Annotated in this window: 15 protein-coding genes and 3 pseudogenes; 6 read left to right on the top strand and 12 right to left on the bottom strand. The window is 60.5% G+C overall.

Annotated features, from left to right (window positions below; genetic code table 11):
* Positions 1-106 precede the first annotated feature (106 nt).
* A complete protein-coding gene (locus tag VDP61_RS17595) occupies positions 107-2,041 on the top strand; it encodes a glycosyltransferase (protein ID WP_323008162.1) in 1,935 nt (644 codons plus the stop codon).
* Here the strand turns inward: VDP61_RS17595 and VDP61_RS17590 are convergent.
* Positions 2,038-2,673: a GntR family transcriptional regulator gene (locus VDP61_RS17590; RefSeq protein ID WP_323008161.1), complete on the bottom strand. Its 636-nt coding sequence runs from the start codon at positions 2,671-2,673 to the stop codon at positions 2,038-2,040. The two genes, VDP61_RS17595 and VDP61_RS17590, sit on opposite strands and share 4 nt — an antisense overlap.
* Positions 2,674-2,802: 129 nt before the next feature.
* Here VDP61_RS17590 and VDP61_RS17585 point away from each other — a divergent pair, with 129 nt between their 5' ends.
* A complete protein-coding gene (locus tag VDP61_RS17585; protein ID WP_323008160.1) occupies positions 2,803-3,450 on the top strand; it encodes a pyrimidine 5'-nucleotidase in 648 nt (215 codons plus the stop codon).
* Positions 3,451-3,621: 171 nt separating this feature from the next.
* Positions 3,622-4,821 carry a UbiH/UbiF family hydroxylase gene (locus VDP61_RS17580; RefSeq protein WP_323008159.1) on the top strand — a complete coding sequence of 400 codons (1,200 nt, stop codon included), beginning with the start codon at positions 3,622-3,624 and terminating at the stop codon, positions 4,819-4,821.
* 76 nt (positions 4,822-4,897) lie between these two features.
* On the opposite strand, the gene VDP61_RS17575 is transcribed toward VDP61_RS17580, so the two are convergent.
* The 3 genes from VDP61_RS17575 to VDP61_RS17565 all read right to left on the bottom strand — a co-directional run bounded on the left by VDP61_RS17575 (position 4,898) and on the right by VDP61_RS17565 (position 7,002).
* A complete protein-coding gene (locus VDP61_RS17575; RefSeq protein WP_323008158.1) occupies positions 4,898-6,025 on the bottom strand; it encodes an aminotransferase class V-fold PLP-dependent enzyme in 1,128 nt (375 codons plus the stop codon).
* A 63-nt stretch (positions 6,026-6,088) separates the two neighbouring features.
* Entirely contained in the window at positions 6,089-6,547 is a 459-nt protein-coding gene (locus VDP61_RS17570; protein WP_323008157.1) for an Lrp/AsnC family transcriptional regulator, read from the bottom strand.
* Positions 6,544-7,002: an Lrp/AsnC family transcriptional regulator gene (locus tag VDP61_RS17565; protein ID WP_323008156.1), complete on the bottom strand. Its 459-nt coding sequence runs from the start codon at positions 7,000-7,002 to the stop codon at positions 6,544-6,546. The genes VDP61_RS17570 and VDP61_RS17565 overlap by 4 nt, the downstream gene beginning before the upstream one ends.
* A gap of 142 nt (positions 7,003-7,144) precedes the next feature.
* Here VDP61_RS17565 and ilvC point away from each other — a divergent pair, with 142 nt between their 5' ends.
* Together ilvC and VDP61_RS17555 are read left to right on the top strand one after the other, a co-directional pair.
* Positions 7,145-8,167: a ketol-acid reductoisomerase gene (gene ilvC / locus VDP61_RS17560; protein WP_323008155.1), complete on the top strand. Its 1,023-nt coding sequence runs from the start codon at positions 7,145-7,147 to the stop codon at positions 8,165-8,167.
* A 61-nt stretch (positions 8,168-8,228) separates the two neighbouring features.
* Positions 8,229-9,098 carry a DMT family transporter gene (locus tag VDP61_RS17555; protein ID WP_323008154.1) on the top strand — a complete coding sequence of 290 codons (870 nt, stop codon included), beginning with the start codon at positions 8,229-8,231 and terminating at the stop codon, positions 9,096-9,098.
* A gap of 5 nt (positions 9,099-9,103) precedes the next feature.
* Here VDP61_RS17555 and folP read toward each other — a convergent pair whose 3' ends face one another.
* The 8 genes and pseudogenes from folP to VDP61_RS17515 form a co-directional block, all read right to left on the bottom strand.
* Complete coding sequence (gene folP, locus VDP61_RS17550) at positions 9,104-10,114, bottom strand: dihydropteroate synthase (RefSeq protein ID WP_323008153.1); 1,011 nt, start codon at positions 10,112-10,114, stop codon at positions 9,104-9,106.
* A complete protein-coding gene (locus VDP61_RS17545; protein ID WP_323008152.1) occupies positions 10,114-11,010 on the bottom strand; it encodes a dihydroneopterin aldolase in 897 nt (298 codons plus the stop codon). Before VDP61_RS17545 ends, folP begins: the two co-directional genes overlap by 1 nt.
* Positions 11,011-11,131: 121 nt before the next feature.
* Positions 11,132-11,776, bottom strand: coding sequence for a cell wall hydrolase (locus tag VDP61_RS17540; protein WP_323008151.1), 645 nt, complete (start codon positions 11,774-11,776; stop codon positions 11,132-11,134).
* Positions 11,777-11,959: 183 nt separating this feature from the next.
* Positions 11,960-14,513 (bottom strand): annotated as a pseudogene (locus VDP61_RS17535) (putative PEP-binding protein).
* A gap of 140 nt (positions 14,514-14,653) precedes the next feature.
* A pseudogene (locus VDP61_RS17915) lies at positions 14,654-15,178 on the bottom strand (DALR anticodon-binding domain-containing protein); the annotation flags it as partial.
* 333 nt (positions 15,179-15,511) lie between these two features.
* Positions 15,512-17,000, bottom strand: a pseudogene (gene glyS, locus VDP61_RS17910) (glycine--tRNA ligase subunit beta); the annotation flags it as partial.
* Between the two features lie 3 nt (positions 17,001-17,003).
* Positions 17,004-17,522 (bottom strand): DUF6446 family protein, encoded by a 519-nt coding sequence (locus tag VDP61_RS17520; RefSeq protein WP_323008150.1) that lies wholly within the window; start codon positions 17,520-17,522, stop codon positions 17,004-17,006.
* Positions 17,523-17,548: 26 nt separating this feature from the next.
* On the bottom strand, positions 17,549-18,505 hold the full coding sequence (locus VDP61_RS17515; protein WP_323008198.1) for a glycine--tRNA ligase subunit alpha: 957 nt from the start codon (positions 18,503-18,505) through the stop codon (positions 17,549-17,551).
* Between the two features lie 215 nt (positions 18,506-18,720).
* On the opposite strand from VDP61_RS17515, the gene VDP61_RS17510 reads away from it, so the two are divergent.
* On the top strand, positions 18,721-20,613 hold the full coding sequence (locus tag VDP61_RS17510; RefSeq protein WP_323008149.1) for a serine protease: 1,893 nt from the start codon (positions 18,721-18,723) through the stop codon (positions 20,611-20,613).
* Positions 20,614-20,726 lie beyond the last annotated feature (113 nt).

The following is a 20,726-nucleotide window of genomic DNA, read 5'->3' as shown; positions in this document are numbered from 1 at the left end:
CAAGGCACCCACAGCTATCAGGCTTTTTCAGAAAATTCATTTAAAGTCCAATGGTTAACCCCCTGTTAACCTCGTCTTGCCAAGGCTTGGTTCGACAGGGGGGACCATGACCGCACCGCTTCGCTTTCTTGCTGCCGAGATCAAGCCTTCAAAGGTCGAAAACGATATTATCGGCTGGCCCGCCGAAAGTGCCAAGAACCGTCCGGGCGGGCGTTGGATCGCTGTTACAGCCCCATCCATCCACAGCCTTGGCCTGTCTTTATTGCAAGAGGGGTTGCTGTCATCCGACGATTTACTGACGGCGCTGGCGGTACAAAAGCGGCACCGCGGGCGGTTGTGCGATATCTTGCTGTCGCGGCAAATGGTAGACGAGTCGCGGCTTTATGCCGCTCTTGCGCGGCATTGGAATGTCCGGGTGATTGATCCGATGGCAAGGCAAGCCGATCCGCGATTGATCGACCGTTTCGGGGCCTCCACCTGCCTGCGCGAGGGGCTGATGCCCTGGCAACGGGTCGGGCAAGCGGTGGTTGTGATCACCGCTTATCCCGAAGAATTTTCAAAACATTACAAGCATTTGAAAGAGATTTTTGGGTCGGTGGTGATGGCAATGGCCCCCGCCTCACAAATTCAGACAGCCGTGATGAAGGCCCGCTCCAGGGTGCTGATCCATGCGGCCGAAAACCGGGTGCCCGCCTCTGAAAGTTGCCGCGATTGGGGAAGCGAGCGGAGGAACATCAAGGTCGCACTTTGCTGTACGATTTTCGGCCTGGGGCTGTGGGTTTCTCCTGGTGGCATGGCGCTGGCCTTTACGTTTTGGGCAACGCTGACCCTTGCCTTTTCAACCGCGCTGCGCGTCGGCGCGGCCCTCATGGCGCTACAACAGCCAAAACCGCAGTTACCCCCGGAAAATACCCCGTGCCTTCCCGTCGTGTCGATCATGGTCGCCTTGTTCAAAGAGCCTGAAATCGCTCATCGCCTGATCAGGCGTTTGGACCTGCTGGAGTATCCGCGCGATTTGCTCGACATTCTGCTGCTGGTCGAGGAGCAAGACACCGAAACGCGCGATGCGCTGAAAGCCGTTGAAATCCCGCCATGGATGCGGGTTGTGGCGGTGCCTGATGGGCCGCTGAAAACCAAGCCGCGCGCACTGAATTTCGGGCTGGATTTGTGCCGGGGGTCCATCATCGGGATTTATGATGCCGAAGACGCGCCCGAACCAAGCCAGATCCAAAAAGTGGTGGCACGGTTTGACCAGCGGCAAGACGACGTGGCGTGCCTGCAAGGCGTGCTGGATTTTTACAATCCCGAAACCAACTGGCTGTCACGCTGTTTTACCATGGAATATGCGGCGTGGTTTCGGATCATTCTGCCAGGCTTGCAAAAGCTTGGCCTTGCCATACCGCTTGGCGGCACCACCCTTTTCTTTCGCCGCGCCGCGCTGGTGGAATTGGGCGGATGGGATTCACATAACGTGACCGAGGATGCCGATCTTGGGATGCGCCTTGCCCGGCATGGCTACCGCGCCGAACTGCTTGACACCGTGACCGAAGAAGAGGCGAATTGCCGCGCCCTGCCTTGGATCCGGCAACGCTCACGCTGGCTAAAAGGCTATATGATGACTTGGTCGGTGCATATGCGCGACCCGGTTTTGTTGTGGCGTCAACTCGGCGCCTGGAAGTTTTTCGGGTTTCAGGTCTTGTTCCTCTGCACCCTGTCGCAGTTTATGCTGGCGCCGCTGCTGTGGTCCTTTTGGCTGGTGCCGCTGGGGGTGCCACATCCAGTGGCCGCCGCTTTGCCACCGATCATCATGTTTGGGCTGATCGGGCTTTACATGTTCACCGAGGCGGTCAATGTCACGTTGAATATCATGGCGTTGCGCAAAACCCGGCACCGTATCAGCCCGCTTTGGGTTCTTAGCCTGCACTTTTACTTTCCACTTGGGGCGCTGGCGTCTTACAAAGCGGCGTGGGAACTGGTGGCAAAGCCGTTTTACTGGGACAAAACCAGCCACGGCCATTTTGACAAATCCGCACCGGATTAGCGGGTTTTCACCTCGCCGGCATCAATCCGCAGCCGTGTCTCAAACGCTTTGGAAATATGCCCACGCAGCGCTTGATAGGCAGCCTCGCTATCGCGGGCCTCAATCGCTGCAACAATCGCCTCATGTTCAGCCAGCCCAACCGAATCGCGGCCCTCGGCGGCAAAGGATGTCGTCGCCATAAGCGCCATTGAGCGATGCACCAAATCAAGCTGCTGCACCAAAAACCGATTGTGAGAGGCCAGGTGGATCTGCTTGTGAAACCGCTTGTTCGCCCGGCTAAGCGCGCGCGGGTCCCCCCCCAACAGCGCCCGATCTTCAATGACCATGGCGCGCAGCACCCGCATTTCTTCCTCGGTTGCATGCCGGGCCGCCAATCGGGCCGCAAGCCCCTCAAGCTCTGTCCTCACAGCATACAGCTCGGCGAGTTGGTTGTGGTCAAGCGAGGCGACGATCAGGCTACGGCCATCGCGCGTCAGCATGGATTGGGTTTCCAACCGTTGCAGCGCCTCGCGCACCGGGGTTCGCGAGACGCCAAAGCGATCAGCCAACTCCGATTCGACCAGCCTGTCGCCGGGTTTGTATACTCCGGCATCAATCGCCTCGAGAATCAGGGTATAGGCATCTTTTTGCACAGGCCGCGCCTTTCGTGTCATCCGGGGGCAAGGGTAGCGGGCTGGTGGCGGCACCTCAACCGTAAACGCACCTGAAATCGGGCCTGCGACCACATTGTCAAATATCGCGCGGTCCTTTAACTTAGGGCCATGCCAGCACAAGATTTCTCACACGTTCGCGCCTGGGTTTTTGACCTCGACAACACGCTTTACCACCCGTCAGCCCGTCTGTTTGATCAGATTGAGGTCCGTATGACCGCTTGGGTCATGCAAAGCCTGAAGGTGGATCGCGCCGAGGCAGACCGCCTGCGCCGCCATTATTGGGCGCAATATGGCACCACGCTTGCCGGGCTGATGCATGAACATGGCGTCGATCCGGCCCCCTATCTGACCGATGTGCATGATATATCGCTTGCCCATCTGGAGCAGGACCAGCTTCTTGCCGCCCGAATCCGCGCCCTGCCCGGCCGCCGGATCGTGTACACCAATGGCTCTGGGCCCTATGCGGAACGGGTTTTGGCCGCACGCGGCCTTTCCGGGATATTCGATGCGGTTTACGGCGTTGAGCATGCAGGTTTTCGGCCCAAACCGGAACGCCTTGCTTTTGAAGCCATTTTTGCGATTGATAAGCTTGACCCAATCATCGGCGCCATGTTTGAGGATGACAGCCGCAACTTGACGGCGCCACATGAAATGGGGATGCGCACGGTGCATGTCACCCCAACGGCCGCACCTGCCGATCACATTCACCATCACACCGATGACCTTAGCGGATTTCTGGCCAAGCTGATCGGGTAGGCCCACCGCACTGAAAACGGCCGGTCGCAAGGGGAAATCACCAAGAATTACACTGCAAACCAGCAGCTTGCATGATACCAAACGGCACGCACCGCGGTTAGGGGGCATCGCTTTGCCCCTTGGACCTGCGCCGCCAAATAGCCTATTCAGACAAAAATGCATGAGGCAAAAATGATCCGTCAAACTGTAGATATCCTGATTTCTGGCGGCGGTGTTGCCGGGCTTGCGGCTTCCATTGGCTTTGGCAGCGCTGGCTTTTCGGTTCTGTGCGTCGATCCGGCGGCACCTGTGACCGATCGCCTCAGCGCTGGCGCTGATCTGCGAAGCACTGCGTTCTTGATGCCATCGGTAACGCTTTTGCAAGAAATCGGCTTGTGGGACAGGCTGTCCCCTTTTGCTGCCGCCTTGCAAATCATGCGCATCGTCGATGCAGGCGGCGCTGCGGGTGAGGCGCGGCTGTCGCGTGATTTCGACGCAGCCGACCTCTCTGAACACCCTTTCGGCTACAACCTGCCCAACTGGCTGCTGCGCCGGGAAATGCTGGCGCATCTGGATAGTCTGCCCAATGTGCGCTTTCGCCCCGGCCTTTCAACCACCCAGCTCATAACCCGAGAGTCCGAGGCGCTGGTTGGCCTTTCTGATGGCAGCAATTGGCGCGCGCGGCTGGTGATCGGGGCTGATGGCCGCAACTCTGCTGTGCGTCAAGCGCTTGGTATTGATGTGAAAACCACGCGCTACGGGCAAAAGGCGCTGGCCTTCACCACCACCCATCCCATCCCGCATCAGAATATCTCAACCGAGGTGCATCGCTCGGGCGGCCCTTTCACCATGGTGCCGCTGCCCGACCATGAAGGCCAGCCCGCTTCGGCCGTGGTCTGGATGGAAAAGGGGGCCGAGATTGCGCGGCTTGCCGCCCTGCCCCAACCCGCATTTGAGGCTGAAATGACCCTGCGGGCCTGCCATATTCTGGGGCCAATGACCCGTATCAGCCCGCTGACCATCTGGCCGATCATCAGCCAGATCGCCACCCGCATGTCCGGCCAACGCACCGCCCTGATGGCCGAGGCCGCGCATGTCGTGCCGCCCATTGGCGCGCAGGGTTTGAATATGAGCCTGGCTGACCTGACAACATTGCGCGCGCTGGCCGTAGCCGACCCAGCGGCGCTTGGCTCGGCCAAAATGCTTGCGGCTTACCACGACCGCCGCCACCGTGACGTGCAGATCCGCGTCGCGGGGATCAATGCACTGAACCGCGCGTCGATGATGGGCGCGCCGATCTTGCGGGATTTGCGGGCCTCAACTCTTGGGGCGCTTTACTCTGCCGCGCCAATCCGCAAAACCTTGATGAAGGCGGGGCTTGGCTTGCGCTGACCCTACCTTCATCTTGGTATAAGAATGCCTATGGCGTTTCGACGTCAGGGCAAGGCGCCCTGGTCAAACGCCGGGGCTAAAAAACCGCCTCGACCGCCCGTTCCAACCGGGCAACCGTTGCCGGAACATCGGCCAGTTTATCCAATCCGAACAACCCGATACGGAAGGTTTTGAATGCGGCCCCCTCGCCCACCTGCAAGGGCACACCGGCGGCGATTTGCAGGCCTTCCTCTCGGAATTTCGACCCGTTCTGCACGCCCGGATCATCGGTATAACACACAACCACACCCGGCGCGCCAAAGCCCTCAGCAGCAACAGACATCACCCCACGCGCCGCAAACAACGCGCGCACCGCCGTTCCCAGGGCCCATTGCGCGGCTTTTGCCTTGGCAAACCCCATGGTCTTCGTCTCGCGCAGCGCCTCAAGAAAGCCGACCAACGCATCTGTAGGCATCGTCGCGTGATAGGCGTGGCCGCCCCCCTCATAGGCCGCCATGATGCTGCGCCATTTCTTCAGATCCAGCGCGAAACTGTCCGAAGTTGTCGCCTCCAACCGCGCTACGGCAGCGGGTGACAGCATCACCAACCCCGCCGAGGGAGAGGCCGACCAGCCCTTTTGCGGTGCCGAAATCAGCACATCGACGCCGGTTTCCACCATATCAACCCAAACACAGCCGCTGGCGATACAATCAAGCACCAACAGCGCGCCCACGTCATGCGCGGCCTGCGCCATCTGGCTGATATACGCATCCGGCAAGATAATCCCGGCACTGGTTTCCACATGCGGGGCGAAAACCACCTCGGGCTTGACCTCATGGATACGGGCGACCACTTCGGCAATCGGCGGCGGCGCATAGGGGGCACGCGCATCATTGCCGGTTTGCCGCGCCATCACCACATCGACCCCGGCCGCAAAACCGCCGGCCTCAAAAATCTGGCTCCAGCGATAGGAAAACCAGCCATTGCGCACGACCATCACCCGCGCCCCGCGTCCAAATTGCCGCGCCACCGACTCCATCGCATAGGTGCCGCCACCCGGCACCACAGCTACGGCTTCGGCGTTATAAACCTCACGCAAGGATTCTGAAATTTCGCGCATAACAGCTTGAAATTTCGCAGACATATGGTTGAGTGATCGGTCGGTAAAAACCACCGAAAATTCTTCCAATCCCCCCGGATCGACGGTGCTCAGATATGACGCCATGATAAAACTCCCATAATTGCTTGCCCTATGGTTAGTCTGTTGGCGCGCCAAATGCAAAATGCTTTATCCCAAAGGGCCGGGCCGCGCCTCTTCGGTCAGCAACACATTCGCCTCTACCTGCCCCACGCCCGGCAGCGTCATGATGCGCCGCCGCAAAACGCGCTCAAAATCAGCGATGTCGCGGGCGACAACCCGCAGGCGATAATCAAACATGCCAAGCACATGCTGCACCACCTGCACCTCGGGTATCGCCGTCACCGCGCGCTCAAAATCCTCTAATGAAACCCGGCCCTTGGTCGCCAGCTTTACCCCCAAGAACACCGTCACCCCAAAGCCAAGGGCAGGGCGATCCACCGCGACCCGACGGCCTGCGATGATCCCCGCCTCCTCCAGCCGCTTTATCCGCCGCCAGGTTGCAGGCTGGCTCAGGCCAAGGCGGCGTCCCAAAGCACCGGCGCTGGTCGTCGCATCGCGCGACAAGGCGCGCAGCAAAGCGCGATCCAGATCATCCAGATCAATCATAATGGCAACGCGCTTTCCTCTTTGATGGTGGCGATCAACATCAATGCCTCAATATCGGCGATATGCGGCAGGGTCAGAATCCGTTTGCGGTAAATTTCCTGATACTGCGCCATATCGCGGGCAATCACGTTCAGCCGCAGGTCCACTCGGCCCAAAAAGGTTTCAATCCCAATGACTTCCGGCACCTCTCGCGCGGCTTCGATAAATTCATCAAAGGCGCGGGGTTCGGTTTTATCCAGGTTGAAACGCAAGCTGACCTCGACCTCATACCCCAGCGCCCGCCAGTTGATCACCGCCACAGGGGCCGAGAGGATGCCAGCCGCCTGCAAACGCTCCAACCGCCGCCAGCACGTCGCCGCCGTTACGCCTGCACGTTCGGCAAGCTCGGCGTTGGGCAAAGAGGGGGCGGCCAACAACTGCCGCAAGATCCGCCTATCGGTATCGTCTATTTGCATGAATTTTTCACTTACCAGACATATTGCAAATGATCTTTTGCACAGCAGTACTAAAACGTCAAATAATGCACGCGATACGCCACCGCAGCCCCTATTATGCCCTCATCCCTGGCCACTGGCCTGTAACCCGAAAGGACCTATCATGCGCGTGTATTATGATCGTGATTGCGACATCAACCTGATCAAAGACAAGAAAGTCGCCATTCTTGGCTATGGCAGCCAGGGCCACGCCCATGCGCTGAACCTGCGCGATTCTGGCGCGAAAAACCTTGTTGTGGCGCTGCGTGAAGGCAGCCCTTCGGCGAAAAAGGCCGAAGGCGAAGGCCTGAAAGTGATGGGCATTGCCGAGGCGGCCGCCTGGTGTGACCTGATCATGTTCACCATGCCCGATGAATTGCAGGCCGAAACCTATAAGAAATATGTGCATGACAACCTGCGCGAAGGTGCTGCGATTGCGTTTGCCCACGGGCTGAACGTGCATTTCGGCCTGATTGAGCCGAAACCCGGCGTTGATATCATCATGATGGCCCCCAAAGGCCCCGGCCACACAGTGCGCGGCGAATATACCAAGGGCGGCGGCGTGCCGTGCCTTGTGGCCGTGCATCAAGATGCGACCGGCAAAGCGATGGAGCTGGGCCTGTCCTATTGTTCGGGCATCGGTGGCGGTCGCTCCGGCATCATTGAAACCAACTTCCGTCAGGAATGTGAAACCGACTTGTTTGGTGAGCAAGCGGTGCTGTGTGGCGGCTTGGTCGAGCTGATCCGTATGGGCTTTGAGACGCTGGTCGAGGCGGGCTATGAGCCGGAAATGGCCTATTTCGAATGTCTGCACGAAGTAAAGCTGATCGTCGATCTGATCTATGAAGGCGGCATCGCCAACATGAACTACTCGATCTCGAACACTGCTGAATATGGTGAATATGTATCCGGCCCGCGCATTCTGCCCTATGCTGAAACCAAGGCCCGTATGAAAGAAGTGCTGGCCGATATTCAATCCGGTAAATTCGTGCGCGACTTCATGCTGGAAAACGCGGTTGGTCAACCGTCGTTCAAAGCCACCCGCCGCATCAATGACGAGCATCAGATTGAAAAGGTCGGTGAGACCCTGCGCGCCATGATGCCGTGGATTTCCAAGGGTAAGATGGTCGACAAGGCCCGCAACTAAATTTGCATAAATCGAACATCAAGGGGGCCAAATCGGCCCCCTTTTGCATCGGAATTGACAAATGCCAACACCAACCCGCCGCGACTGGCTCTCTATCCTGTTTCTTGGTGTCATTTGGGGTGGCACCTTTATGGTGGTGTCCTTCGCGCTGCAAGGCTATGGCCCGGTAACGGTTGCCACCGCGCGGGTGGTTTTGGGCGCCGTGGCACTGGCCGCTTTGGCCGCCGCGATGGGCCGCAGCCTGCCCGCATGGGACGCGCGACTTTGGGCCTACCTGGTGCCGATCGGGCTTTTGGGGTCTACCCTTCCGTTTACGCTGCTCAGCTGGGGGCAAAGCCATGTGCCATCGGCTTTTGCCGGCTTGTCCATGGCCTCGGTTCCCTTGTTCGTGCTGCCGCTGGCCTATCTGCTTTCAGCCGAGACTTTGACCAAGCACAAGGCGATGGGGTTCGGGCTTGGCTTCATTGGCACGCTGATCTTGCTTGGGCCAGAAATCCTGACGGGCGGCGCGCTTTTGATGCCGCGCCTTGCCTGTATCGCTGCCGCGCTGTGTTATGCGTTTTCATCTATCCTGACCCGGCGCTGCCCAAAGATTGACCCGATTACGCTGGCCGCCACCTCGCTGGTGATCGGTGCGATCCCCCTTATTCCCCTCATGCTGCTGACCGAAGGCTTCCCCACCTGGCAAGGCACCACCCCCGGCACGGCGATTGTGCTTCTTGGCCTGATCCCGACGGCGCTGGCCGCCTATCTGCGCGTGTCGGTAATTCGCAGCGCAGGATCGGGTTTCATGACGCTTACCAGCTATCAAGTCCCGGTCTGGTCAGTCATTTTCGGTGGGCTGGTTTTAGGGGAAACGCTTCCCCTGCGGTTTTTCGCGGCACTTTTGCTGATTCTGGCCGGGTTGTTGCTGTCGCAGCGCAAGCCCTGATCTGTTCACTCCGCGCGATGTATCGCCTGCCACAGCGCCAGCGCCTGCGCTGTCTCGGCGACATCATGCACCCGCAAAATCTGCATCCCCATCGCAGCCCCGTGCAGCGCCACGGCAAGCGATCCGGGCATCCGATCCTTTGCCACGCCGGCCCCGCCGATCGTGCCAATGAATTTCTTGCGCGACGCGCCCAGCAGCACCGGCAGGCCCAGATCATGCAGTGCCGCCAAAGCCTTTAACAAGGTAAGGTTATGCGCCTGGGTTTTGGCAAAGCCGATGCCCGGATCAACGACAATCCTGTCGCGCGCCACACCGCGCCCACAGGCAAAGGCCACCCGCTCGGCCAGATGCTCCAGCACCTCATGCATCACATCACCGTAGCGCGGATCTTGTTGCATCGTCGCCGGATCGCCTTTGGAATGCATCAGACAGACCGGCACCGCGCGCGCCGCAACCAGATCGGCCAATTCCGGGTCATAGCGAAACCCCGAGACATCATTGACCATATCCGCGCCCGCCTCCAACGCCGCCTCGGCGACAGCGGCCTTGCGGGTATCAATGCTGATCGGGGTGGTTATCCCCGCCTCGCGGATCGCAACGATCACCGGGACGATGCGACGGATTTCTTCGGCGACGGCCACAGTTTCTGCCCCCGGCCGGGTACTTTCGCCGCCAATGTCCAAAATATCCGCCGCCTGCATCGCCTGCGCCCGCGCAACCGCGCCCCGCACGGTCGTCACATCACCGCCATCGGAAAAGCTGTCAGGCGTGACATTCACAATTCCCATGATCCGGGGCCGGTCAAGTGCCAGGCCACACAGCAGCGCGCGCGGGGCCGAAAGCCGGGCGCGATCGGGTTCGGAAAGGCTGGACGCCCGCAGCACATCGCCCCCTTGCCCGTCTTCAGTCTGGGTCACGGCATCAAACCGCACATAGGCGCTGCCCGCCAGCGCGTAGTCATCTTCGCTTGCAACGCGCGGCCCAAGCCGCGCCAGGGGGCAATATCTGACCGTCATCACCCCAACACCCGCACCGGAACCCCGGCCTTTGGCATATCGGCCCCGATCACCAGCAGTTCGACAGCCTGCATCTGCTCGGCCAGCCAAACCGCCAACGCCACCCCACCACCTTGCGGGCCGTTCACCGCATCCATCACCATACGCGACGGTGCCCAGATGCTGATCTGGTCGTTCTTCATCGCCCAATCCAGTTCGGTCCGCGTTGCCACCACAAAGCAGCGCGCATCCTGCGAGGCCAGCCCCCAGGCCGCCTGCTCTATCGCCAGCAGGTCAATCCGGCGTTGCGCCTCTGGCGTCTGCGCGTGCGGGCGGGGCAAAAGCGGGGGGCCCAGCGCCAAGATCAAAGGCGAATCGGTGCCCAGCTTTTCTATCCAGGCGCGCGCATCCCCCGCCATCTCTGGCGCCAGATACACCACCCGTGGGCGCGGTGCAGACTGCGCCTGCGCCCGTGTGACGGCGGCCTTTGACCGAACAATCTCTACCCCCAGATCATAGGGGCCGCGATCAATCTTTTCGATCCGCACAAAGACCCGCATCGCCTGACGCTCTTGCAAGATCCGCAAGGCCACCCGTTCGGCCAGGGTTTCCAGCAGGTTGATACGCTCGGCCTGCAGCTCATGGCCCACCGCTTCGGTCAAACGATCATAGGACAGGATCAGATCAACATCGTCATCCAATGGCTGCGCAACCGGCGCAACCTCTGCCACGATGTTGAAACGCACCTTTTGCAGCAGGCCCCGCTCTTGCGCAAAAGCACCGATTTCCACCTCGACCACATAATCGCGCACCGAAATGCGGTCAAACGGGTCGGCACCGGCCATTGCGGCTGCGCGGTCTGTCAACGGACCAAAGACGGGCAACTGGCCAAAGGCGGGGCCGGTTTCAGGTGTCATAACGTCTCCACGGGCCTCGGGTCGGGCTTTGCGGCAAATAGCACGCAATCCGCCCCCCGGCCAAGCCCCATAGCGACGCCTGAGGCCAAGGGTTCGACATCCCCGCTTTTACGCCAGAGACTCAGGAAGGTTGACGGTAAAACAAGTGGCTGCCGATTTTCGCTGTATTGGGAAAGCGGCGGGCCCAACCGGGCCGAACATTGGTGGTATGGAAATGCGTGGCCCCGCCGGTCAGCGCCCGAGGTGCGCCGTCGATCATCAAACGCGCAATCTTGCCGGCATCGGAAAAGGCCGCCTTTTCGCCGACAGTGTCCGCCCGACCATCGCAGGCAAAGGAAAACTGGCACCCTTTGACCCGATCATTGGCCCCTTGATTGACCACAGCACAAACCGAGTTGGGGTAGGCGCGGCTGTCAACGCGGTTCAAGATAACTTCGGCCACTGCAAACTGACCCTTCACGGTTTCGCCACGCGCCTCGAAATACAGCGCTTTGGCAAGGCAGGCCCACTGTTCGCCGCCTTGGGCGCCGGGCTGTGCGGCAATCCAGCTTGGGTCATAAGAAACTGGAACAGGCGTGCCTGTCTGGCGCAGGTTGACAAGAAGTGCCTCGGGCAGCGCATCGAGGGCCTGCTGTTCGGCACCGATCAAAGACCCAAGCTTTTCGGTTGGGTTGTTGGAGCGGCTTACCGATGTTTCGGCAGCCCCGGCCCCAGCCAAAGCAACCAAAAAGGCAAACCCGCCCAAGCAGCTTAATCGCACGTTCATTGCTATCGTCCCGGTATCATTTCATCACTGCCACCCTGCGCCGGAACCTCCGACGCCTGTGGGCAACAGGGCGGACTCATAGACAAAATATTTCCGCAAGTCTACTCGCTGTTGCATTTTTGCAACTAAACTAGGCGGAAAATGGAGCATGCCTTGCAGCCAAAGCAAGCAAGCCATTGATTATTATTGATCTTCTTCAACGCGGTCCAACAGTGCCAAATGCGCTGCAGCAAGCCGTGCAAGGGGCACCCGATAGGGTGAGCACGACACATAGTCAAAGCCCGCCTTGCGGCAAAAGGCGATTGATTTGGGGGTTACCGCCATGTTCACCACAGATCGAAAGGGTCAGCTTTTCGCGCGTTTGCCGCCCGCGCTCTGCCCCGATCAACAGCAATTCGCCGACGCCATCCACATCCAGAATATGAAACGGATCTTCGGGGTACACGCCTTGCTGAACATAGGTGTTCATGAACCGCCCCGCATCATCGCGCGACAGGCCATAGGTCATCTGTGTCAGATCATTGGTTCCGAACGACAGGAACGCCGCGTGCTGCGCAATTTCCCCCGCCCGCAACGCCGCGCGCGGGGTTTCCACCATCACCCCCAGCTTGAAGCTGAAATCCACGCCATTCGCGGCACGGACCCTGGCCGCAACCGCGTCCATCCGGGCCTTCACCAGCTCCACCTCACGCTTGGCCGACACCAGCGGAATCATGATTTCGGGCACGATTGCACCGCCGCGCCGCATCACCTCTACCACCGCCTCAAAGATCGCCTGCGCCTGCATGTCGTAAATTTCAGGCAGCACAATGCCCAGCCGTACACCGCGCATGCCCAGCATCGGATTGAACTCGGCCAGGGCCTCGGCGCGGCGCGTGACCTCGGACAACGGGCGGTCAAGCGCCTCGGCCAATTCGCGCATCCCCTCACGGGAATGGGGCAAAAACTCATGCAAAGGTGGGTCGAACAGGCGAATACACACAGGTAAACCCTGCATGATTTCAAATATTTGCACGAAATCGGCGCGTTGGATCGGCAATAGGCGCGCCAGTGCCGTGGCCCGATCGGCAGGCGTATCGGCAAAGATCATCTCGCGCATCACCACCAGGCGGGCTTCTTCGAAAAACATGTGTTCACTGCGGCACAAGCCGATGCCCTGCGCCTCAAAATCGCGGGCGGTCTGGGCATCGGCCGGTGTGTCGGCATTGGCCCGGATGCCAATATCGCGCACATCATCGGCCCAGGACAGCAAGGTCCGAAACGCCTCATCCAGGGCGGGGGGCAACATTTCTGCCGCCCCGGCCAGCACCTCACCCGTGGTGCCATCCACCGTGATCAAATCGCCTTCCACAAAAACGCGACCAGATTTCGTAACGATTCTAAGGTCTTTCGGCTCAAAGCTAAGGTCCGACGCGCCCACGATGCAGGGCAGGCCCAACCCTCGGCCAATCACCGCCGCGTGGCTGGTCATACCGCCTCGTTCGGTCAAAACCCCCACCGCCGAATGCATGCCGCGGATATCCTCGGGGGCCGTTTCGCGCCGCACCAGAATGCAGGGCTCGCCCCGCGACGCGCTGGCCTGGGCCGCAGCCGAGGAAAACACGATCCGCCCCGTCGCCGCCCCCGGGCTGGCCGCGATACCACGCGCCACCACGTCACGCGGGCCGCGCGGGTCCACTTGCGGATGCAAAAGCTCTGACAACGCGCGGGGCTCCACCCGCAAAATCGCCTCCTCGCGGCTGATGATGCCATCCTTGGCCAGATCCACCGCGACCCGCAAACCGGCCCGGCTGGAACGCGGCACCCGCAGCGCATCAATCACCGCCAACCGACCGTCATCAATGGTAAACTCTATCTGCATCTCTTCGCGCAGTTTTTCCCGGCAGGCCGCGCCCTGACGCGCAAGGTTTTCAAAAATCTCTGGCGCGATATCTTCCAGCGAGGGGCCACGTTGGTCACGCGTCAGGTAGATCGCATCGGCGCCGCGCGATTTGAAATCGCTGCCTTGGCTTTGGCCCAGAAAGCGGCCTGTCACCTGTTCCAGCCCCGTCACCGGGTCGATGAATTGAATCATGCCGCTGCCCGAAATACCTTGGCCGAAGCCCTGCGCCATTTCCTGTACGACAAGGCCCAAGGCCGCATCCTCGGGCGCGCCTTTGGATTGGCGCAGCAGGCGGGCCGAGGTGCCCTCCCATGCGCGCGCCATCGAGCGCAGCACGTCTGCAAGCTGCTGGGCCGGGCTTTCGGGGAAATCGGCGTCCATTTCATCGCGGTAGGCGCGCAGGGCATCGCGCAGCGCCTGCGCGGAAGGCTCGGCAATTTCGAACATATCCGGGTCCAGCCGGGCCACGTTTATGGCGTATCCTTGCACAAATCGAAGATAAAGCGCATCAGCGGCAGCTAGGCCCTGGGTTTTCACCAAATCCGCATGGCGGGCCGCATTCATCCCGATGTTCAACACGGTGGAGGGCCCGCCCCATTCCGGTTGCGCCGGGCTGGGCCGGACGGAAACCAAAGGCGCGTTGCCAAAATGCGTCAAAACCCCCGGACAATCCAACGCCCGCCCCGCAGCAATCCCCCGCACCGCCGATACCGGAAGCGCCACCGTGCGCGGCACCGGCATGTCAAGCCTTATCAGCCGTTGCAGGCATTTCGCCCGCCAGCCATGGATGGGCGTGGCGATATCTGCCGAAGGTGTGATCTCGGTAAAATCGGTGATCGGGTCGAGTTTCTGCACTGCGGCACCTTTTTGGTTTCAGGCGCAGCATACGCAGATCGGGGTGTCACGCAAGGGATAGGATGCGCGCGTGGCCAACGGCCGGGGGTTTCACACCCCCGGACCCCCGTGGGATATTTGGGCCGAAAAGAAAGCGGGGGTCAGCCTTCGATTTTGGTCAGGTCGGCCACGGGGGCGCAGGCCGCGCGGATGCGGTGGAGCAGGTTCAGGCGGTTGCGGCGGATGATTTCTGACTCGGCGTTGACCTGCACGGTTTCGAAAAAGGCGTCGATGGGGGCGCGGAGTTTGGCCAGCGCGGCCATGGCGCCAGCGAAGTCTTCGGCGGCCATCGAGGGTTGAATGGTTGTTTCGGCGGCGTCGAGGGCGGCAAACAGCGCGCGTTCTTCGTCGGTTTCGGCGAATTTGATATCGGCCCCGTAGGAATATTCGACGCCATCCTTGGTTTCGGCCTGGGTCAGGATGTTGTTGGCGCGTTTAAAACCTTGGAGCAGGTTGGTGCCATCGTCGGATTGGATGAAGGTATTGAGCGCGCGGGCGCGGTTGACCAGCAGTGTGAGGTCATCATTGCCGGGCATTGCGATGCAAGCGTCGATGATGTCGTGGCGGATGCCTTCGTCGCGCAGGAAGACTTTTAGGCGGTCGTGGAAGAAGGCGAGGAGGTCGGAGGCAACGCCCATGGCAGACCGAATTTCGTGGATAGTTTCATCAAAATATTCAACGATACCAGACTATTTTGGAGCATGTAATGCCTCGAAATCTTTCCGAAAGACAAGTCCGTAAAGAAAATACCTCTCTACCGCCAAGGCTATCGGCTCCCATCGCTTGAGTAATCATCGTAGGAAGAGGAAATATGGCCACTCCCCTGATTCCTATTCAGACGACCCCGCTCTACGGAAAGAGTTCCTCGCCATTAAGCCAACCTTATGCGCCAAGGCCCACTGGGAAACGAACTCTTTAAGATTGTTATTTATTAGGAGCAAGAACATGCCGTCAGCAAACCGCACCCCATTCCCCAAAATCAACCGAATAACACCCAGCGCCGCCCTCCGCAGCGCATAGGGGTCCTTTGACCCCGTAGGCTTTTCGTCAATCGCCCAGAAGCCGGTCAGCGTGTCGATCTTGTCGGCCAGTGCCACGGCCACCGAAACCGGATCAGTCGGCACATCATCGGTGGGGCCAAGGGGGGCGTAATGGGCTTTGCAGGCCGCCGCTACGGGTTCGGGCAGGCCCGCCGCGCGGGCGTAATAGCCGCCCATGGTGCCTTGCAATTCAGGAAATTCGCCGACCATCGCCGATTGCAGATCGGCTTTGGCCACGCGGGCGGCCTGTTCGGCCAGATCGGCATCCGCGCCGACCATCGGTGCGATTTCACGCGCAAGGGCGGCGATGCGGGTGATGCGGTCGGCCTGAGAGCCCAGCTTGTTGTGGAAGGTCACGTTTGCCAGCCCCGCGCCCATGCCATCCAGCCCCTTGGCCGCAACCACGCGCAAATCATTCTCCCAAAAGAATTTCGCATCCGACAGGCGGGCCGACAGCACCTTGTTGTTGCCCGCCAGAATTGTCGCACCCTGATCGGCGGTTTCACGGTTGGCCACGGTCACAAAGCCTTCAATCCGGCCGGTTTTCGGGTTGCGCACCGAGAAAAACTTCTGATGTTCGCGCATCGAGGTTTGCAGCACCTCGGCAGGCAGGCCCAGAAACGCCGCGCCAATCCGCCCCATCAGCACGACCGGCCATTCGACCAGCCCCGCCACTTCCGAAAGCAGCCCCGCATCCGGCACAATTTCCAGCCCTGCCGCAAAGGCCTGATTTTGCGCATCCTGCCAGATGGCGGCTTCACGTTCTGCTGGGTCCAGCATCACGAAGGCGCGGCGCAGTTTGGTGGTATAATCCTCAAACCCGTTCACGGCAAAGCGACCGGGGGCCATGAAACGGTGGCCTTCCGTGCTGTTACCGGATGTCAGATGATCGACGGTCAGCGGCACAACCTCGGTGCCGCCCTCATCCGACAGGGTGCACAGGATCGAATGCAAGGGCCGCACCCAACGCAAAGACCCCTTGCCCCAGCGCATCGACTTTGGCCAGGGGAAGTTGCGGATAGCCGCTTCGACCACTTCGGCGATAATCGCGGGGGCGGCACGCCCCGGCTTTTCGATCACGGCGAAAAACACCTGGCCCTTTTTTATCGTCGCGCAGTTGCAACTGATCGCGCGTCAGCCCGGTTGACCGCAAAAACCCCTGCAAGGCTGCATCGGGCGCGTCGGCTTTTGGGCCTTTGCGTTCCTCGCGCACAGGTTTGCTTTCCCCCAGCAGCCCCTCAACCGTCAGCACCAAGCGGCGCGGCGTGGAAAACACCCCGGCGCTGGCATAGGTCAGCCCCGCCTCTACCAGCCCATCCGTCACCAGCTTTTTCAGATCGGCGGCGGCACGGGCCTGCATGCGGGCCGGGATTTCTTCGGAAAACAGTTCAAGCAGCATATCGGGCATGGCTTATTCCTTAGGCTGTGCAACAGGCGGCACGACTGGTAGTGGCGGGCAGCCTTCGGGTGCAGGCTGACCGTTGAAGACGACAGCGCCGCAAGGGTTGATCTGATTCCAGGCATAGGCGCGGCCATCATCCATGATGGCGATCACGCGGTCGATGCCGTATTCAATGTTTTTCTCGCCCAGATAGGCCACAGCGCGGCCCTGCTCCAGCGCCTCACCGATCGCAGCCGCATCAAAGCAGCCAAACCAGCCGGGCGCGACCAGCGGCGTTGCCCCTTCATAGACGCGGTAGGTTTCGGTCAGCATTGCCATGCTTTGGGGGGTGCGGAAACAGGCACGAAAGCGGATGGGCGAGCTGTCAGCGTCAATCCCCTCGAACGCTTCGATCAGCAGCGGTTCGGCCACGCCTTCCACGGTCGTCATCCTGATCTCGGCGGCAGGCGAGCTTGCCTCTAGCGTTTGATAATAGCCGTAGATTTGCAGATAATAGATGGCAGCGCCTGCCAGTAATGCCGATATCACGATAGCCCCTACAAAGATTTTACCCGTCACTGGTGCGCGACCTCAGGCGCGTCGGCCAAAGGCCTGGCCCCCGCCGCTTCGGTCTGCACAAAGGCATCGGCGCAGGCGCGGGCCAAGCTGCGCACCCGGCCAATATAGGCTTGGCGTTCGGTAACCGAGATTACCCCGCGCGCATCGAGCAGGTTGAACAGGTGGCTGGCCTTGATGCATTGATCATAGGCCGGATGCGCCATGATGATATGCCGCCCCGCCGCGTCCACCGGATCCGCGGCAAGGATGCGGCCACATTCGGCCTCGGCATCGACAAAATGCTGGAGCAACATGGCCGTATCGGCCTGATCGAAATTCCAGCGGCTATATTCCTGTTCGGTCTGGCGAAACACATCGCCATAGGTCAGCGCAATGTCAGCATCCGGGTCGTTATAGGGCATGTCCATTACATGATCGACACCAAGGATATACATTGCCAGCCGCTCCAACCCATAGGTCAATTCGCCGGACACGGGGTGGCAATCATGGCCGCCAACCTGTTGGAAATAGGTGAATTGGCTGACTTCCATACCATCACACCACACCTCCCAGCCAAGACCCCAAGCGCCAAGCGTCGGGCTTTCCCAGTCATCCTCAACAAAGCGGATATCATGCAGGCCCATGTCAATGCCAATGGCCGCCAGTGACCCCAGATACAGCGCCTGCAAATTCGGCGGGCTGGGTTTGATCAGCACTTGATATTGGTAGTAATGCTGCAAACGGTTCGGGTTTTCACCATAGCGCCCATCGGTCGGGCGGCGTGAGGGCTGCACATAGGCTGCCGCCCATGGTTTGGCCCCCAAAGACCGCAATGTGGTGGCCGGGTGAAAGGTGCCCGCCCCCACTTCCATGTCATAAGGTTGCAGCACGGCGCAGCCTTTGGACGCCCAATAGCTCATCAAGCGCAAGATGATTTCCTGAAAACTGCGTGGGGCGTCGGGCGATATGGTCATGCATCCCTCTGGGGCTTGGGCGTCGGGCTTGGGTTTGCGCTTTGCATAGGCAAAGGGGCGCAAAGGGTCAATGGACCGCTTGCGCCAAAGATGCACCGCCATGCAGCACCCCGCCCATCGAAATCACGTCAAAAACGCGTGATACTCTGGTAAACTGTGCGGATTTGTGGTTTCGAAAACCGATTGCCGATTGATTTCACCAAAACGGGATGCCCATGCGACATTACCTTTCACTTTTCACCCTGCTGTTTGTTTTTGTGTTCGGGGGTGTCGCTGCGGCGCAAGACCGCGCCTGGGTTCAAATAGAGGCACAGCCAACGCTTAATCAGGCCCAGGAACGGGCCCGCGCCTATGCAGCCGCCTTTCTTGATGTTGCCGGGTTTCGGATGGCCTCGGGTTGGTATGCCATCGCCCTTGGCCCCTATGGCCCCGATGCCGCCCTTGCGCGGCTGCGCGAATTGCGCCGCGACAACCTGATCCCGGCCGATAGTTTCATCGCAGGCGGTGAACAGTTTCGGGATGCGTTTTGGCCAATCGGCCTAGACCCGGCGACCGGGCCAGTTCTTGATGCGACCGCCCAAGCAAGCGCAGACATGATGGCCGGGCAAACCGCAGCGCCGGGCAGCGTAATGCCCGAAACGGTGACGACAGCGCCCTTGGCACCGCAACCCCCGGCACAGGCGGCCCCGATAGCGCCGCTGCAAGATATGGCTGCAGCCGCACCATCCGTGGTTGAACCCGTTGCCGAACCCGTCATCACCCTTCCGGCACCAGAGCCAGAAGAAACCCTTGCCGAGGCACAACGCAGCGAAACCGCCCTGTCGCGGGATGAGCGCAAAGACCTGCAAACCGCGCTGCAATGGTTCGGTTATTACGATTCCGCCATCGACGGCGCCTTTGGCCGGGGAACCCGCGCCTCCATGGCGGCCTGGCAAGAGGCAATGGGCCATGAGCCCACCGGCGTCATGACGACCAGACAGCGCGCCCAGATCATTGCCGAACGCGGCGCAATCATTGCCGAACTTGGCCTTGAAACCATCACCGAGCAAGAGGCCGGGATTGAGGTCACCCTGCCCCTGGCCCTGGTCAGTTTTGACCATTACGAGCCGCCTTTCGTGCATTTCGAAGAAAAGAACAATTCCGGCCTGCGTGTGGTGCTGATCTCGGAGCCAGGAGATCGCGCCACCTTGCGCGGGCTGTATGACATTTTGCAAACGCTGGAGGTGATGCCCCGCAGCGGTGAGCGCGCGCTTTCAGACAGTGGCTTTACCATCAATGCCGCCAATGCAGAGGGGGCCGCGCATGCGTTTGCGGAACTTAGTGGCGGGTTGATCAAAGGCTATATGCTTGTCTGGCGGCCAGAGGCGGCCGCCAAGGCGGCCAGGGCGCTGGCCGCCATCCAATCCAGCTTCAAGACCATCGGTGGGCGCGCATTGGACCCGGGGCTGGTATCGCTGAATGACGCACAGCGCCGCAGCCTGCTGGCCGGGATGGAAGTGCGCAAACCCTTGCTGTCACGCAGCGGATTCTTTGTATCCGGCAGCGGCGCGGTGCTGACCACGGTTGAGGTGCTGCATTCGTGCCGCCGCATCACCATCGACCGCGACATCGAGGCGACAATTGCCGCCCAAGACCCCGCAACCGGGCTTGCAGTACTGACCCCCGCCCGGCCGCTTGCCCCGCGCCATATCGCCGCCTTTGTCGGCGACAGCTTGCGCATCGGCACCGAGGTGGCGCTGGCAGGCTATAGCTATGAAGACGCCCTGCCCTCACCCACCCTGACCTATGGCGCGGTAGAAGATACCAAGGGTTTGGCCGGCGAGGTGGGCATTGCGCGGCTGTCGCTATCTTCATTGCCAGGGGATGCCGGCGGGCCGGTGGTTGATGGCACGGGGGCGGTGCTGGGCATGTTGATACCCGCAACGGCCAATGCTGGCCGGGTGCTGCCAGGAGAGGTTTCGTTTCTGGCCGATGCCGCCAGCATCAAGACCATGCTGGCCACCGCAGGCATCACGCCTGAAACCGCCATTCGCCAAGGGGCCTTGCCGCCCGAAGATTTGACCGATCTGGCGACATCCATGACGGTTCTGGTATCGTGCTGGGAATAAAGGCATAGTGCAGGGGTTGGGCAGGGCTGGGGCGTGCCCCCGGCCCCATGCCTGAACCTGCGCCCTCTGACCGGCGCCTTGGCTTCAGGTATTCATGTCAAGATGAATGGCGG

The organism is Pseudorhodobacter sp., from assembly GCF_034675685.1.
In the GTDB taxonomy this organism is placed as follows: Bacteria; Pseudomonadota; Alphaproteobacteria; order Rhodobacterales; family Rhodobacteraceae; genus Pseudorhodobacter.
Note: the sequence above shows the minus strand (reverse complement) of the source record. Positions and strands in the feature narration are given on the sequence as shown.